The 15,430-nt window shown below is 70.6% G+C and carries 12 protein-coding genes; 2 read left to right on the plus strand and 10 right to left on the minus strand.

All coding sequences use genetic code 11. The features are described 5' to 3' along the window. Positions 1 to 122: 122 nt before the first annotated feature. From I8D64_RS03640 to fdxA, 3 genes are all read right to left on the minus strand, one after another. Entirely contained in the window at positions 123 to 1,520 is a 1,398-nt protein-coding gene (locus I8D64_RS03640; RefSeq protein WP_200501096.1) for a citrate synthase, read from the minus strand. A gap of 202 nt (positions 1,521 to 1,722) precedes the next feature. After that, entirely contained in the window at positions 1,723 to 2,934 is a 1,212-nt protein-coding gene (dapC, locus tag I8D64_RS03645) for a succinyldiaminopimelate transaminase (protein WP_200501097.1), read from the minus strand. A 77-nt stretch (positions 2,935 to 3,011) separates the two neighbouring features. Beyond that, positions 3,012 to 3,338, minus strand: a complete 327-nt coding sequence (gene fdxA / locus I8D64_RS03650) for a ferredoxin (protein ID WP_200501098.1) — start codon at positions 3,336 to 3,338, stop codon at positions 3,012 to 3,014. 249 nt (positions 3,339 to 3,587) lie between these two features. On the opposite strand from fdxA, the gene I8D64_RS17015 reads away from it, so the two are divergent. Then, positions 3,588 to 3,932: an acetyltransferase gene (locus I8D64_RS17015; RefSeq protein WP_214650982.1), complete on the plus strand. Its 345-nt coding sequence runs from the start codon at positions 3,588 to 3,590 to the stop codon at positions 3,930 to 3,932. On the opposite strand, the gene I8D64_RS03660 is transcribed toward I8D64_RS17015, so the two are convergent. The 7 genes from I8D64_RS03660 to I8D64_RS03690 form a co-directional block, all read right to left on the minus strand. Next, on the minus strand, positions 3,874 to 4,488 hold the full coding sequence (locus I8D64_RS03660; RefSeq protein ID WP_200501099.1) for a CDP-alcohol phosphatidyltransferase family protein: 615 nt from the start codon (positions 4,486 to 4,488) through the stop codon (positions 3,874 to 3,876). The two genes, I8D64_RS17015 and I8D64_RS03660, sit on opposite strands and share 59 nt — an antisense overlap. A gap of 6 nt (positions 4,489 to 4,494) precedes the next feature. Continuing rightward, the gene (locus I8D64_RS03665) at positions 4,495 to 5,019 is read right to left on the minus strand and encodes a hypothetical protein (protein WP_200501100.1); all 525 of its coding nucleotides are present in this window, start codon (positions 5,017 to 5,019) and stop codon (positions 4,495 to 4,497) included. Beyond that, entirely contained in the window at positions 5,016 to 6,938 is a 1,923-nt protein-coding gene (gene typA, locus I8D64_RS03670) for a translational GTPase TypA (protein WP_200501101.1), read from the minus strand. Before typA ends, I8D64_RS03665 begins: the two co-directional genes overlap by 4 nt. 358 nt (positions 6,939 to 7,296) lie before the next feature. Then, complete coding sequence (locus I8D64_RS03675) at positions 7,297 to 9,270, minus strand: ABC transporter ATP-binding protein (protein ID WP_200501102.1); 1,974 nt, start codon at positions 9,268 to 9,270, stop codon at positions 7,297 to 7,299. Further along, a complete protein-coding gene (locus I8D64_RS03680) occupies positions 9,267 to 10,223 on the minus strand; it encodes an ABC transporter permease (RefSeq protein ID WP_200501103.1) in 957 nt (318 codons plus the stop codon). Before I8D64_RS03680 ends, I8D64_RS03675 begins: the two co-directional genes overlap by 4 nt. After that, a complete protein-coding gene (locus I8D64_RS03685) occupies positions 10,213 to 11,142 on the minus strand; it encodes an ABC transporter permease (protein ID WP_200501104.1) in 930 nt (309 codons plus the stop codon). The genes I8D64_RS03680 and I8D64_RS03685 overlap by 11 nt, the downstream gene beginning before the upstream one ends. A gap of 248 nt (positions 11,143 to 11,390) precedes the next feature. Next, the gene (locus I8D64_RS03690; protein ID WP_200501105.1) at positions 11,391 to 13,034 is read right to left on the minus strand and encodes a peptide ABC transporter substrate-binding protein; all 1,644 of its coding nucleotides are present in this window, start codon (positions 13,032 to 13,034) and stop codon (positions 11,391 to 11,393) included. A gap of 287 nt (positions 13,035 to 13,321) precedes the next feature. Here I8D64_RS03690 and pgi point away from each other — a divergent pair, with 287 nt between their 5' ends. Then, positions 13,322 to 15,028 (plus strand): glucose-6-phosphate isomerase, encoded by a 1,707-nt coding sequence (gene pgi / locus I8D64_RS03695; RefSeq protein ID WP_200501106.1) that lies wholly within the window; start codon positions 13,322 to 13,324, stop codon positions 15,026 to 15,028. Positions 15,029 to 15,430 lie beyond the last annotated feature (402 nt).

Here is a 15,430-nt window from a genome sequence, read left to right on the forward strand (position 1 = left end):
ATCAGCGCCGCGGCAAGGGCCAGTGCAGCAGTCTCGGGCAACGGGACATCAGCCCCGTCGAGGTGCGACGACCCCAGCTCAGGTGCCCACACCCCGCGACCGACCGCGAGGCCCCGGCCCGCTCAGTGGTCCTGGCGGCGCTCCTGGGCGACGCGCTCTTGCTGGGCGCGGCGCTCGGCCTCGAGCTCGGCCTGGAGCTGCTCGAGGCGGATCTCGGTGGTGCCGGTGCGCTCGGGCATCGGGGCGTACTCGCGCAGCTCGGAGCCGGTGTAGATCTGGCGGGGACGGCCGATCTTCGTCTCCGGGTCGTGGATCATCTCGTTCCACTGCGCGATCCAGCCCGGCATGCGGCCGATCGCGAAGAGCACCGTGAACATCTGCGTGGGGAAGCCCATTGCCTTGTAGATGATGCCGGTGTAGAAGTCGACGTTCGGGTAGAGCTTGCGCTCCACGAAGTAGTCGTCCTTGAGCGCGATCTCCTCGAGCTGCATGGCGAGGTCGAGGCGCTCGTCGTGGATGCCCAGGCGCTCCAGGACGTCGTCGGCGATCTTCTTGACGAACTTCGCGCGCGGGTCGTAGTTCTTGTAGACCCGGTGCCCGAAGCCCATCAGGCGGATGCCGTCCTCCTTGTTCTTCACGCGCTCCATGAAGTCCTTGGGATCCATGCCGCGCTCGCTGATCTCGTCGAGCATCTCCATCACGGCAGCGTTGGCGCCGCCGTGGGCGGGACCGGAGAGTGCGCCGATGCCGGCGGAGATCGAGGTGAAGAGGTTGGCCTGCGCGGAGCCGACGAGCCGCACGGCGGAGGCCGAGCAGTTCTGCTCGTGGTCGGCGTGCAGGATGAGCAGCTGCTCGAGCGCACGCACCACGACCGGGTCGGCGATGTACTTCTCGACGGGGAACCCGAAGGTCAGGCGCAGGAAGTTCTCGATGAGGGAGAGCTGGTTGTCCGGGTACAGGAGCGCGTGGCCCTTGCTGACGCGGTAGGCGTAGGCCGCCATGGTGGGGACCTTCGCGAGCAGGCGGTAGCTGCTCAGGCGCACCTGGTCCTCGTCGAACGGGTCGAGGGAGTCCTGGTAGAAGGTCGAGAGCGCGGAGACGCCGGCCTGCATGACGGCCATCGGATGGGCGTCGCGGGGGAAGCCGTCGAAGAGGCTCTTGAATCGCTCGTCGAGCAGGGTGCGCCGCTCCACGGAGGACACGAAGTTCTCGAGCTGCCCCTGGGTGGGCAGCTCGCCGTTGATGAGCAGGTAGGCGACCTCGAGGTAGCTGGAGTGCTCGGCGAGCTGCTCGATCGGGTAGCCGCGGTAGCGCAGGATGCCCTCGTCGCCGTCGATGTAGGTGATCGACGACTTCGTGTTCGCCGTGTTCATGAAGCCCGGGTCGTAGGTGACGTCGCCGGTCTGCTTGCGCAGCGGGGCGATGCTGATGCCGCTGTTGCCCTCGACGGCCTCGACGAAGGGAAGGTCCAGATCCTGGTCGCGGTGGGTGAGGCGGGAGGTCGGCGTCGCGTTGTTCATGTGCTCTCCGTTGTGCATCGGCGTCGGTGGGGGCCGACGGGCGACCCTGGGTCGTGCGGCGGGACGCAAGGGGCGTCCCGATGGTCGTGCGGCGGGACGCGAGGAGCGTCCCGGGGGTTGGTCCGGTCCGGGGACCGGTGCGGTCGGGGTCAGGTGCGGGTCTGGGCCGGGGCCGGTGCGGCCCTCGGGTCCCGGTGGCGGATCAGCGGCGGGTGAGCCGCTCGACCGCGGCGGAGATCCGTTCGTCGCTCGCGGTCAGTGCGATGCGGACGAAACGCTCCCCCGCCTCACCATAGAACATTCCGGGGGCGGTGAGGATTCCCAGCTTCGCGAGCTCGTGGACGCTGGCCATGGAGTCCTCGCCGAAGGTGGTCCAGAGGTACAGCCCCGCGCGCGACCCGTGGATCTCGCCGCCGAAGCCCTCGACGGCCTCGCGCAGCGCGGTGCGGCGGGCGCGGTAGACGCCGTGCTGGGCGCGCACGGCGTCGTCGTCGGCCAGAGCGGCCGTCATGGCGACCTGCACGGGGGTGGGCAGCATCATCCCGGCCTGCTTGCGGATGGCGGTGAGCTCGCCCACGAGCTCCGGGTCGCCGGCGACGAACGCCGCCCGGTAGCCCGCGAGGTTCGACTGCTTCGAGAGCGAGTACACGCAGAGCAGCCCGGTGAGGTCGCCGCCGTGCACGCGCGGATCCAGGATCGAGGGCACCTCCTCGACGTCCCAGGGCAGCAGGGCGTAGCACTCGTCGGAGGCGACGATGATGCCCCGCTCGCGCGCCCACGAGACGATGCTGCGCAGCTGGGAGACGTCCAGGACCTCGCCGGTCGGGTTCCCCGGGGAGTTCAGCCACAGCAGGCCGATCCGCTCGAGGTCCTCGGCGTCGATCGCGGCGTCGCCCTCGGCGGCCAGGCGCTCCATGTCGACGGGCACGCTGCGGGCGCCCACGAAGCGCGCCCCCATGTCGTAGGTCGGGTAGGCGACGTGCGGGAAGGCGACGGCGCCGTCCGCCCCGATGCCGAGCTGGAAGGGCAGGTGGGCGACGAGCTCCTTGGAGCCGACAGTCGGCAGCACGTGCTCGTGGCCGATGCCCGCCGCGCCTGCGGACCCACCGTCGGACCCGCCGTCGGACCCCGCTCCGGCGCCGGCTCCGCGGCGCCTCACCACGAAGTCCACGAGCGCATCGCGCAGGGCCGCGGTGCCGATGGTGGTCGGGTAGCCGTGGGCGTCGGACGCCTCCCGCAGCGCCTGCTGCACGCGTTCGGGGGTCGGGTCCACGGGCGTGCCGACGGACAGGTCGACGAGTCCGCCCGGGTGGGCGCTCGCCGCGCTCTTGGCCTCCGCGAGGGAGTCCCAGGGGAAGGCGGGCAGGCGCGCGGCCAGGGGCTCGCGCGGGGCCGACGGGCGGTGCTGCGCCATCAGATCCTTCTTTCCAGACTGCGTTCCGGGCCGCTCAGCGCAGAGGTCGCCTCACGCGTCCCCGCGCAGAGGTCGCCTCACGCGTCGTTCGGGTTCGGCGGGAGCGCCTCGATGAGCGGGTGGTCCTTGTCGATGACGCCCATCTTCGCAGCCCCGCCGGGGGCGCCGAGCTCGTCGAAGAACTCGACGTTGGCCTTGTAGTAGTCGGCCCACTCGTCCGGGAGGTCGTCCTCGTAGTAGATCGCCTCGACCGGGCAGACGGGCTCGCAGGCGCCGCAGTCCACGCACTCGTCGGGCTGGATGTACAGCGACCGGGTGCCCTCGTAGATGCAGTCCACGGGGCATTCGTCCACGCATGCCCTGTCCTTCACGTCCACGCAGGGCAGGGCGATGACGTACGTCATGCAGCGATCCTTCCAGGGCAGGGACCGGACGACGGCCGGGTCTGTGCCCGCTCCCGGCCGGGGCCGGGGCGGGCGGGCCGCCGCAGCGGGGGCCGACGCGATGGTCCCAGGATGTTCTCGGGCTCCCGGGGCGAGGGAGCCGTCCCCATCATGTCACCGTCGCCCGTGCCTGCGGGGCCCACGGCCCGCCCTCCGGCGCGCAGGTGACGAGGTCGACATCGCGGCCGGGTCCGCCGATAGCCTGGAGCCATGGACCAGGAGCATTCCCCGGATCCGGCAGCGGGCGCGACGCCCGGCGACGCTCCGGACACCGCCGACCCGAGCGCGCCTCCTGCTCCCGCGCGGAGACCCCGTCCGGGGTGGGCGCCGTTCCTCCGGGTGGGGACCCGCGTGGTGGTGCGCTATGCGATCGACCGCAGCGCGTCGCCGCACGGCGAGGGGATGACCGATGCGCTGGGAGTGATCGAGGACGCCGACGAGGACACCCTCACGGTCGCGACCAAGCGCGGCAGCGACCGGGTGGTGCGGGGTCTCGTCACCGCCGCCAGGCCGGTGCCCGATCCTCCCCGCCGCCGCGGTGGCGCAGCGCGCTGAGCAGGTAGCCGGCGCCGGCGATCAGGTGCAGCAGCACGCCGACCCAGACGAGCACGCGCAGCGCCGGGATCGCGGCGGGCAGCCACGCGGCCGCGGCGGCCAGCAGGAACACGGCCGACATCAGCACCGCGGTGCGCGCCTTGCCGATGCGCGAGACGGGCAGCGCGCCCCCGGCGGCGGTGCGGCCGGCGAGCGCGAGCAGCACGATGTCCACGAGGGCGATCACGCCCAGCGGGATCCACGAGAGGACGCCGGCGAGGGCGAGCGAGAGCACCACGCCCACGAGCCCCAGGCGGTCGGCGATCGGGTCGATGATCGCGCCGGTGCGACTGGTCTGGTGCAGGGCGCGGGCCAGCAGCCCGTCGACCCAGTCCGTGAGCGCCCAGACGAGCAGCAGGATCACCGCGAGCGGGTCGGGGCCGCCATCCACCAGCAGCACGCACACCGGCAGGAGCAGCAGGAAGCGCAGCAGGGTGACCGCGTTGGGGATCGTCGCCCAGTCCGGGCGACGTGTCCCGTGGGGCGCGGCAGTGCGACGAGGGTCGGGGTCCTCCACGCCCGCTCAGACCCGTCGGCCGGTGGAGCCCGCCGAGCCCGAGCCGCCCGTCGGCCGAGCCCGACGCGAGGCGAGGTGCTGGATGCCCAGGAACACGAAGGGCACCGCGATGCCGATGCCCTGCACGATCCACCCGGAGCTCTGCGCCTTCTGCGCGATGACGGCGGGCATCAGCACTCCCCCGCCGGGGCTGGTGCCCGCGAAGGGGAGCACCATCAGGCCCCAGACGCAGCCGAGCACCACCACGGGCAGCCGTGCGCCGGTCGCGGCCCACAGGAAGGTCGCGGCGGCGAACTGGAAGACGGCGCCGAACACGAGCCCCACGGGCAGGTCGACGCCCGCGACCGTCAGCTCCAGGCGGTGCATCGTCACCAGCAGGAGCACGGAGACCACCGCCACCACGATCGCGGCGATGACCTGGGAGACCCTGGCCGCGATCGAGGCGGTCTCCGGCGCCGTGCGCGCGAGGCCCCCCGGCGCCGTGCGCACGGGGGCGCCCGGCGACGTGCGTCCGGAGGGGCCGGGGGTCACGCGGTGCCCTTGGTCTTCCCGCGCTGCTTGGAGCGCTCCTGGGCGCTGAGGGCGACCTTGCGGATGCGGACGATCTCGGGGGTGACCTCGACGCACTCGTCCTGGTTCGCGAACTCGAGGGACTCCTCGAGGGTGAGCTTGCGCGGCGGCACGAGGTTCTCGAACGCCTCGGAGGAGGCTGCGCGCATGTTCGTCAGCTTCTTCTCCTTGGTGATGTTGACGTCCATGTCCTCGGCGCGCGAGTTCTCGCCGACGATCTGGCCCTCGTAGACCTCGCTCGTGGGCTCGACGAAGAACGAGCCGCGCTCCTGGAGGTTGATCATCGCGTACGGCGTCACGACGCCGGCGCGGTCGGCGACCAGCGAGCCCGAGGTGCGGAACTCGATGTGGCCCATCCAGGGCTCGAAACCGTCGGCGTAGGAGGAGGCGATGCCGTTGCCGCGGGTCTCGGTGAGGAAGCGGGTGCGGAAGCCGATGAGGCCGCGCGAGGGCACCAGGAACTCCATGCGCACCCAGCCGGAGCCGTGGTTGCTCATGGTCTCCATGCGGCCCTTGCGGGAGGCCATCAGCTGGGTGACGGCGCCCAGGTACTCCTCGGGCACGTCGATGGTCATCCGCTCGACGGGCTCGCAGGTCTTGCCGTCGATCTCGCGGGTCAGCACGCGGGGCTTGCCCACGGTGAGCTCGAAGCCCTCGCGGCGCATCTGCTCGACGAGGATCGCGAGCGCGAGCTCGCCGCGGCCCTGGACCTCCCAGGCGTCGGGACGCTCGGTGGGGAGGATCTTCAGGGACACGTTGCCCACGAGCTCGGCGTCGAGGCGATCCTTGACCTGGCGGGCGGTGAGCTTGTGGCCCTTGCCGTTCTTGCCGGCGAGCGGCGAGGTGTTGATGCCGATGGTCATGGAGATCGCCGGGTCGTCGACCGTGATCAGCGGCAGCGGCCGCGGGTCCTCGACGTCGGTGAGGGTCTCGCCGATCATGATCTCGGGGATGCCGGCGACCGCGACGATGTCGCCCGGGCGGGCCGTGCGGGTCATGGGCTCGCGGGCGAGACCCTTGGTCTCCAGCAGCTCGGTGATCTTCACGGTCTTCGTCTCGCCGTGGCGGGTGCACCAGGCGACCTGCTCGCCCTTGGTGAGCTCGCCGCTCTTGACGCGCAGCAGGGCGAGGCGGCCCAGGAACGGCGAGGCGTCGAGGTTCGTGACGTGGGCCTGCAGCGGCATCTCGTCGTCGAAGCTCGGCGCGGGGATCGACTCGATGATCGTCTTGAACAAGGGCTCCACGTTCTCGGACGCCGGGAGCTCGCCGTCGGCCGGCTGCTCGAGATCGGCGCGGCCGGCCTTGCCCGAGGCGTAGACGACCGGCACGTCGAGGACGGCATCCAGATCGAGGTCCGGGACCTCGTCGGAGAGGTCGGAGGCCAGGCCCAGCAGCAGGTCGGTCGACTCGCCGACGACCTCCTCGATGCGGGCGTCGGGACGGTCCACCTTGTTGACCACGAGGATTACGGGGAGCTTCGCGGCCAGTGCCTTGCGCAGCACGAAGCGGGTCTGCGGGAGCGGGCCCTCCGAGGCGTCCACGAGGAGCACCACGCCGTCGACCATCGAGAGGCCGCGCTCGACCTCTCCGCCGAAGTCGGCGTGGCCGGGGGTGTCGATGACGTTGATGGTGATGCCGTCGGGCTCGCCGTTCGCCGCCGCCGACGGTCCGTGGTACCGGATCGCGGTGTTCTTGGCGAGGATCGTGATGCCCTTCTCGCGCTCGAGCTCACCGGAGTCCATGGCGCGGTCGTCGTGCTTGTCGCGCTCGCCGAGCGCGCCGCCCTGCGTGAGCATGGCATCCACGAGGGTGGTCTTGCCGTGGTCGACGTGGGCGACGATAGCGACATTGCGCAGGTCGGTGCGGTGCTGGAGGGACATGCGGAGGCTGCTCGATTCGTCGTCGGAAGGCGGCGCACTCCTCACGCCGTCGCCCCGCGGCATTCCCGGCAGCGGCCCCTGCGAGGAGGCTCGTGCACGGGTGTCCGGGGCGTGCGGACACGATGCGCCGGAGAGATTCTACCGTCCGACGGCGCCGATCCCGAGGTGCGCTTGGACACGCCGTGCCGAGGCGCCGACGGCAGGCCCAACACCAGAGCCCACGCCAGGGCGCACGGCAGGGCCCACGGCAGGGCCCACGCCAGGTCGCACGCAGACGGCCCGCCGCCTCCTCGCGGAGCGCGGCGGGCCGTCTGCGGTGCCGCACGGGGCGACGGGAGCGGATCGGGCTCGGTCGGGATCAGACGTGCCCGGCGCCGCTGAAGGGATCCTCGGGGTCCCCGCCGAGCGGGTGGTGGCCGTCGGTCCCCTCCCGGTCATCGCCTCGCGCGCCGTCGGCCTCGGGGACGTCCGTGTCGACGTCCACCTCGATGGTCTCCGCTCCCGCGAGCGGGATCGAGCCGCCGGGGATCGCCGCGAGCAGGCGCTTGGTGTATTCCTGCTGCGGGTCGTGGAAGACCTCATCGGTCGAGCCGTGCTCGACGACGCGCCCCTTCTCCATGACCACGGTGTGATCGGCGATCTGGCGCACGACGGCGAGATCGTGGGTGATGAACAGGTAGGACAGCCCCAGCTCGGACTGCAGGTCGTTGAGCAGGTGCAGCACCTGGTCCTGGACCAGCACGTCGAGAGCGGAGACGGCCTCGTCGCACACGACGACCTCGGGATCCAGGGCCAGTGCACGCGCGATCGCGATCCTCTGGCGCTGGCCTCCCGAGAGCTCGTTGGGATAGCGGCGCATCATCGAGGCCGGCAGAGCGACCTTGTCGAGCAGGTCGCGGACCTTCGCCTCACGGGACGACGCGTCCCCGATGCCGTGCAGGCGCAGCGGCTCCTCGATCGTGCGGAAGATCGAGTACATCGGGTCGAGGGTCCCGTAGGGGTTCTGGAAGATCGGCTGCACGCGGCGGCGCAGCGCCATCATCTCCTTCCCCTTCATCCCGGCGATGTCCTGGCCCTCGAACAGCACCCGGCCCGACGTGGGCTCGAGCAGGCGGAGCACCATCTGGGCGACGGTCGACTTCCCGGAACCGGACTCCCCCACGATCGCCGTGGTCGTGCCGCGGCGCAGGTCGAAGGAGACGTCGTCGACGGCGGTGAAGGGGGTCGTCCTCCACGGCACCTTCCCGCGCAGCGGGAACACCTTGGTGAGGTTCTGGACGCTGATCACCGTGTCCTCGCGGGTGCGCTGCGCATCGGCGCCACGCCCTGCGTCTCCGGCAGGGCCGGCCCCACTGGCAGGGCCGGCCCCGCCGGCAGGGGCATCCCCGTCGGTCGCCCTCCCGGACACCGCGACGGATCCGCCGGTCGCACCGGACGCCGCCTGCTCGGTCGCGTCCTGTGCCTCGCCGTTCTTGGTCGAGACCAATCGCCGCGAGGCCAGCGAGGGCGCCGCGGCGATCAGCCGCTTCGTGTACGGGTGCTGCGGGTCCTGGAGGATCTGCAGCGCGGGGCCCGATTCGACGATCTGCCCCTTGTACATCACGACCAGGTGCTGGGCGCGCTCGGCGGCCAGGCCCAGGTCGTGGGTGATCAGCAGGACCGCGACGCCGAGCTCGGCGGTCAGGGTGTCGAGGTGGTCGAGGATCTGCTGCTGGACGGTGACGTCCAGGGCGCTCGTCGGCTCGTCGGCGATGAGCAGTCGCGGCCTCGCGGCGAGGCCCATGGCGATCAGGGCGCGCTGGCGCATGCCGCCGGAGAACTCGTGCGGATACTGGCCGGCGCGGCGCTCGGCGTCGGGCAGCCCCGCCTCCTCGAGCAGCTCGACGGTGCGCTTCGTGGCCGCGGCGCCCTTGGCGACGCCGTTGGCGGCGAGCGCCTCGTCGATCTGGGAGCCGACCTTCCACAGCGGGTTGAGGTTGCTCATGGGGTCCTGCGGGACCAGTCCGATCTCGCTGCCGCGCAGGGCGCGGATCTGGCCGAGCGGCACGGAGGTGATGTCCTTGCCGTCGAAGCGGATCGAGCCGCCGGTGACCTTGCCGTTGCTGGGGAGCAGCCGGGCGATGCTCATCGCCGTGGTCGACTTGCCCGAGCCGGACTCGCCGACGATCGCGACGGTCTCTCCCGGGTAGACCTCGAGGTTGGCGCCGCGCACGGCGTGCACGGGCCCGCTGCCGGTCGAGAACGTGATGTCGAGGTCGCGGATCTCGAGCAGCGCGCCGGCCTCGGCGCTGGCGGGCTGATCGCCCGTTCGGGGTGCAGTGGTGGCGCTCATCGCTTCCTCGCCTTGGGATCCAGGGCGTCGCGGACGGCGTCGCCGAGCATGATGAAGCTCAGCACGCAGATCGCGAGCGCCACTGACGGGTAGAACAGCATCATCGGGTTGTTGCGCAGCGCGGGCTGGGCGTCCGAGATGTCGCTGCCCCACGAGATCGAGCCGTTGCCGAGCCCGAGGTAGGACAGGGTCGCCTGGGCGACGATGAACACGCCCAGGTTCACGGTGGCCGTGACGATCACCGGGGCGATCGCGTTGGGCAGCACGTGCTTGGCGAGGTTCGTGAGCTTCCCCGCGCCCAGGGCGGTCGAGGCGGTCACGAAGTCCTGGCTCTTGACCGAGAGCACGGCGCCGCGGGTGATGCGGGCGATGTTCGTCCAGCCGAAGACCGCGAGGATCAGGGCGATGGTGAAGGTGCTGACCCCGCTGCTGAGAGCGGTGAACGCGACGATCGCGCCGAGCACGAGCGGCAGCGCGAAGAAGATCTCGGTGACGCGGGAGAGGACCTCGTCGATCCAGCCGCCCACGTAGCCGGCGAAGGCGCCGATGACCACGCCGATGACGGTCGAGATGACCATGGCGAAGAAGCCGACGCTCAGCGAGGTGCGCGTGCCGTAGAGGATGCGCGCCCAGACGTCGTACCCCTGGACGGTGGTGCCCAGCAGGTGGCCGTCGCCCGGCTTCTGGTTGGAGACGCCGAGGTCGCCCTTGGTGGGGTCGAAGTCGGTGAAGAGCCCGGGGAACGCCGCGATGAACAGCAGCAGGAGGATCAGCAGGGCGGAGACCACGAACACGGGGTTGCGGATCAGGTTGTGCGCGGCCTCGCCCCACATGGAGCGGGGCGCGGCGGTGGTGTCCACCGCGTCGACCTCGCGCAGCGGCGTCTCGTCCAGGGGCGCGACGAAGTGCTCGTCGGCCGGACGCAGGGTGCGGGGGCTGTGATCACTTCGCATGGCGGATCCTCGGGTCGAGCACGGCGTAGAGCAGGTCCACGATGAGGTTGGTGAGCAGGAAGATCATCACCATGATCGTGACCACGGAGACGATCACGGGACTCTCGGACTTGTTGATCGCCTGGTAGAGCACCGATCCGATGCCGTGGATGTTGAAGATGCGCTCGGTGACGATCGCGCCGCCCATGAGGGAGCCGAGGTCGGCGCCGATGAACGTCACCACGGGGATCAGCGAGTTGCGCATGATGTGCTTGGAGATCACGCCGGTGCGCGAGAGCCCCTTGGCGGTCGCGGTGCGCACGTGGTCGGCCGTCGCGACCTCGGTGATCGAGGTGCGGGTCAGCCGGAGGACGTATGCGAAGGAGACGACGCCGAGCACGAATCCTGGCAGCAGGAGGTTCTGGAGGCTCGCGTCGCGTCCGACGTTCACGGGCACCACCCCGAGCTTCACACCGAGGGTGAACTGGGCGACGAAGCCGATCACGAAGGTGGGGACCGCGATCACCAGCAGCGAGACCATGAGCAGCGTGGTGTCGATCCAGGTGCCCTTCTTGAGGCCCGAGATGACGCCGGCGACGATGCCCAGGATGGTCTCGAAGACCACCGCGATGATCGCGAGGCGGAAGGTCACGGGGAACGCATCGCGGATCTGCTCGATGATCGGTCGGCCGTTGAAGCCGACGCCGAAGTCGCCGCGCACCACCTTCCCGACGTAGATCAGCCACTGCACGATGAGCGGCTTGTCCAGGTTGTACTGCGATCGGAGCTGGTCCTGCACGGCCGGCGAGAGGGGCTTGTCGCCCATGATCGCCTGGATCGGATCGCCGCCCGCGTAGAACGCCATGACGTAGATCAGCAGGGTCGCGCCGAGGAAGACGGGGATCATCTGCAGCAGTCGCCGCCCGATGTACCAGATCACTGGGTCACCTCAGGTTGATGGGAGAGGACGACGATCGCCGTCCCGGGGGAAGTTGGCCGGAGCGCTCGCGCGGGGCCGCTGACGCCCGTGTCCGGGCCGACGCGGGACCGGGACGCGGGCCCGGCCGACGCGGGGCCGGGCCGACGTGGGGGCCGGTCCGGTGCCGGTGGTCCTGGACGGACCTCGGGGCGGGAAGGGCTCCGTGCCCCTCCCGCCCCGGCATCAGCGGATGCGCGCAGCTCCGTCGATCACTTGGTGATCGCGTAGTACAGCGGGACGGTGTCCCAGCCGTACTTCACGTCGGAGACGTTCTCGGAGAAGCCGCCGAAGGTGTTCTGGTACCACAGCGGGATCGCCGGCAGGTCCTCCATGAGGATCGCCTCGGCCGCCTTGTACTTCTCGATCGCGGCGTCCTCGTCGGCCGCCGAGAGGCCCTCCTTGAGCAGATCGTCGAACTCGGGGTTCTTGTAGTCGCCGTCGTTCGAGCCCTTGCCGTCGGCCGCGGCCGAGGAGTAGAGGGGGCCCAGGAAGTTGTAGGCCGAGGGGTAGTCGGCCTGCCAGCCGGAGCGGAACGCGCCCTTGAGCTCGCGCTTGGTGATCTGCTCGCGGAAATCGCCGAAGGCCGGGAACGGCTTGCCCTTGGCGGTGATGCCCAGGGTGTTGGCGATCGAGTTGCACACGGCGTCGACCCAGTCCTTGTGCGGGGCGTCGGCGTTGTAGGCCAGGGTGAACTCGCCCTTGAAGGGCTGCTTCTTCTCCGCCTCGGCCCAGAGCTTCTTTGCCTCGGCCTCGTCGAACTCGAGCACCTCGGCGCCCGGGATGTCCTTCTGGCCGCCGCCGGGGATCACCGGGGCGATGAAGTCCGTGGCGGGGGTGCGGGTGCCGTAGAAGAGCTTGTCGCAGATCTGCTTGCGGTTGATCGCGCGGGAGATGGCCTTGCGGCGCAGCGTGCCGGCCTCGCCCGAGAAGTTCGGGTCGTTCTGGGCGATCGTGAAGGACTGGAAGACGGCGCCGGGATCGTTGACCGCGCGGTCGCCCAGGGTGTCCTGGTAGCTCGACAGGGCCGAGGTCGGGATGAGGTCGGTGACGTCGACCTCGCCGGACTCCAGGTCGCCGTACATGGTGTCGTCCGACGAGTAGATCGTGAAGGTCACGCCGGCGTTCTTCGCCTTGCGGGGGCCGTCGTACTTGTCGTTGGGGACGAGCACGATCTGCTGGTCGTGGTCCCAGGTGTCGACCATGTAGGGGCCGTTGGAGACCGGCTTCTCGCCGAAGGCCTTGGTGTCGTCGTAGAACGACTCGGGCAGCGGCGAGTAGGCGCTGTAGCCCAGGCGGTTGGGGAAGTCGGACTGCTCGGAGACGAGCTTGACGGTGAAGGTCAGGTCGTCGACGACCTTGAGGCCCGAGAGGGTCTCCTTGCCGGTGGCCTTGTCGGCGCTGACCTTGTCGAAGCCCTCGATGGGCTCGAAGAAGCTCTGGCTCAGCTGGGCGTTCTTGGTGTTCGCGCCGAAGTTCCAGGCGTCGACGAACGACTTCGCGGTCACGGGCGAGTCGTCGGAGAACTTCTGGCCGTCCTTGACCTTGATGGTCCAGGTCTGGTTGTCGTCGGACTCGATCGAGTCGGCGACGTCGTTCTCGACCGTGCCGTCGGCCTTGTAGTAGACGAGGCCCGCGAAGACCGAGGTGATGATGCGGCCGCCGCCCACCTCATTGGTGTTGGTCGGGATCAGCGGGTTCTGGGGCTCGGTCTCGTTGGCGTAGACCGGATCGCCCGAGCCGCCGCCGGAGCCGCCGTCGCCGCTGTCGCTCCCGCCGCCGCAGGCGGACAGGGCGAGGGCGGCGGTGCCGGCGGCACCGGTGCCGAGGATCATCGAACGTCGCGAGATGGACATGGACACTCCTTAGTGTCAAGGGATGCCGCGGCCGCGTGGACGGCCGGATCTCCGTACAGGGTCGCGCTCAGGACGATCCCGGAGGATCGGGGCGCGCGTCCTCCAGTGTGCACGACGCGACGGTGTGCGTAGCGCAAGAAGTGTCCATCCATTGGTCACGATACGGTCACTGCCCCGTCCGTCCGTCGATGCCGGGGAGATGCCGGGGAGCAGGCTGAGAGGACTGAGTTCCCACATCGGGCGCACTCGCCTCGCACGTGCGGCCCCTCGCGAGCGACAATGGGGCCATGACTTCCGCACAGAACACGCAGACCCCGCAGGACGCGCCCGTCGACCCCACGACGACGGACGCCTGGGAGCAGCTCCTCGCGCACGACGAGTCGCTCGACGGCTCGCTGCGCGAGTGGTTCGACGAGGACCCGCAGCGCGCGGAGCGCCTCACCCACGACGCCGCCGACCTGCACGTGGACCTCTCCAAGAACCTCGTGACCCCCGAGACCGTGGAGCTCCTGCTGCGCCTCGCCGAGGAGACCGGCGTGCTCGCGCGCCGCGATGCGATGTTCGCCGGCGAGCACATCAACACCACCGAGGACCGCGCCGTGCTGCACACCGCGCTGCGCCGCCCTGAGGGCGCCTCCCCCGATCTCGTCGTCGACGGCCAGGACGTCGACCACGACGTGCACGAGACCCTCGCGCGCATCTACGACTTCGCCCGCAAGGTCCGCTCGGGCGAGTGGACCGGCGTGACCGGCAAGAAGATCGAGACCGTCGTGAACATCGGCATCGGCGGCTCCGACCTGGGCCCCGTCATGGTCTACGAGGCGCTCAAGCCGCTCGCCCAGGAGGGCCTGCAGGCGCGCTTCATCTCCAACATCGATCCGACCGACGCGTACGAGACGACCGCGGACCTCGACCCCGAGACGACCCTGGTGATCGTCGCCTCGAAGACCTTCACGACGCTCGAGACGATCACCAACGCGCGCCTGGTGCGCGAGTGGCTGCTCGCGGGACTGCGCGAGAACGCCGGACTCACCGCCGAGCAGGAGAAGGAGGCCGTGGCCAAGCACTTCGTCGCGGTCTCGACCGCGCTCGACAAGGTCGAGGCCTTCGGCATCGACCCCGCCAACGCCTTCGGCTTCTGGAACTGGGTGGGCGGCCGCTACTCCGTGGACTCCGCGATCGGCACCGTGCTCGCCACGGTCCTGGGCCCCGAGGCCTTCGAGGAGCTGCTCGCCGGCTTCCACGCGATGGACGAGCACTTCCGCACCGCCCCCGCCGCGCAGAACGTGCCGCTGCTGATGGGCCTGCTGAACATCTGGAACGTGAACTTCCTGGAGGCCGAGACCCACGCGGTCCTCCCCTACTCCCAGTACCTGCACCGCTTCCCCGCATACCTCCAGCAGCTGACCATGGAGTCCAACGGCAAGTCGGTGCGCTGGGACGGCTCCACCGTGGTCACCGAGACCGGCGAGGTCTTCTGGGGCGAGCCCGGCACCAACGGGCAGCACGCCTTCTACCAGCTGATCCACCAGGGCACCCGGATCATCCCCGCGGACTTCATCGCCTTCGCGAGCCCCGTGCGCCCGCTCAAGGACGGCGAGCAGGACGTGCACGAGCTGTTCCTCGCGAACTTCTTTGCGCAGACCAAGGCCCTGGCCTTCGGCAAGACCGAGGAGGAGGTGCGCGCCGAGGGCACCGAGGGACCGCTCGTCGCCGCTCGCATGTTCTCCGGCGACCGGCCGTCGACCTCGATCATGGCGCCCTCGCTCACCCCGAGCGTGCTGGGCCAGCTGATCGCGCTGTACGAGCACATCACCTTCGTGGAGGGCTCCGTGTGGGGCATCAACTCCTTCGACCAGTGGGGCGTGGAGCTCGGCAAGCAGCTCGCCAAGGACCTCGCCCCCGCCGTCGCCGGCGACGAGGCCGCCATCGACGCCCAGGACTCCTCGACCGCCGAGCTGATCCGCTACTACCGGGACCACCGCACCGTCTGATCCCGGCCCGGGCGTCGGCGCCCGGCGCCCGGCGCCGGGGCCCGGCGCCCGGCGCCCGGCGTCGGGGCCCGGCGCCCGGCGCCCGGCGTCGGGGCCCGGCGCCCGGCCGACGGAAGCACCGCGAGAAGTACGAAACGGTTGCCCAGAGCGCTCTTGGCAACCGTTTCGTACTTCTCGTCGATTCGAGGGGCACGGCGCGCCATGCCCCGGCGCCCCGGCACGTCACCTCCCGACTCCCGACTCCGGACGCTGCGACTCCCCATCCCGCGTCCCCGCGTCTCATCGGACACCCCGTGGTGGGCCGCGCGATCCGCCGCGAGTACCCTGATCCCAGCGCTCACCGTCGCCGCGGTGGGCGCTTCCGCATTCCGGCCGGTCGTCGCGCTGCGCGCCGCATCCGGT

This window comes from Brachybacterium halotolerans, from assembly GCF_016623465.1.
Classification (GTDB): Bacteria; Actinomycetota; Actinomycetes; order Actinomycetales; family Dermabacteraceae; genus Brachybacterium; species Brachybacterium halotolerans.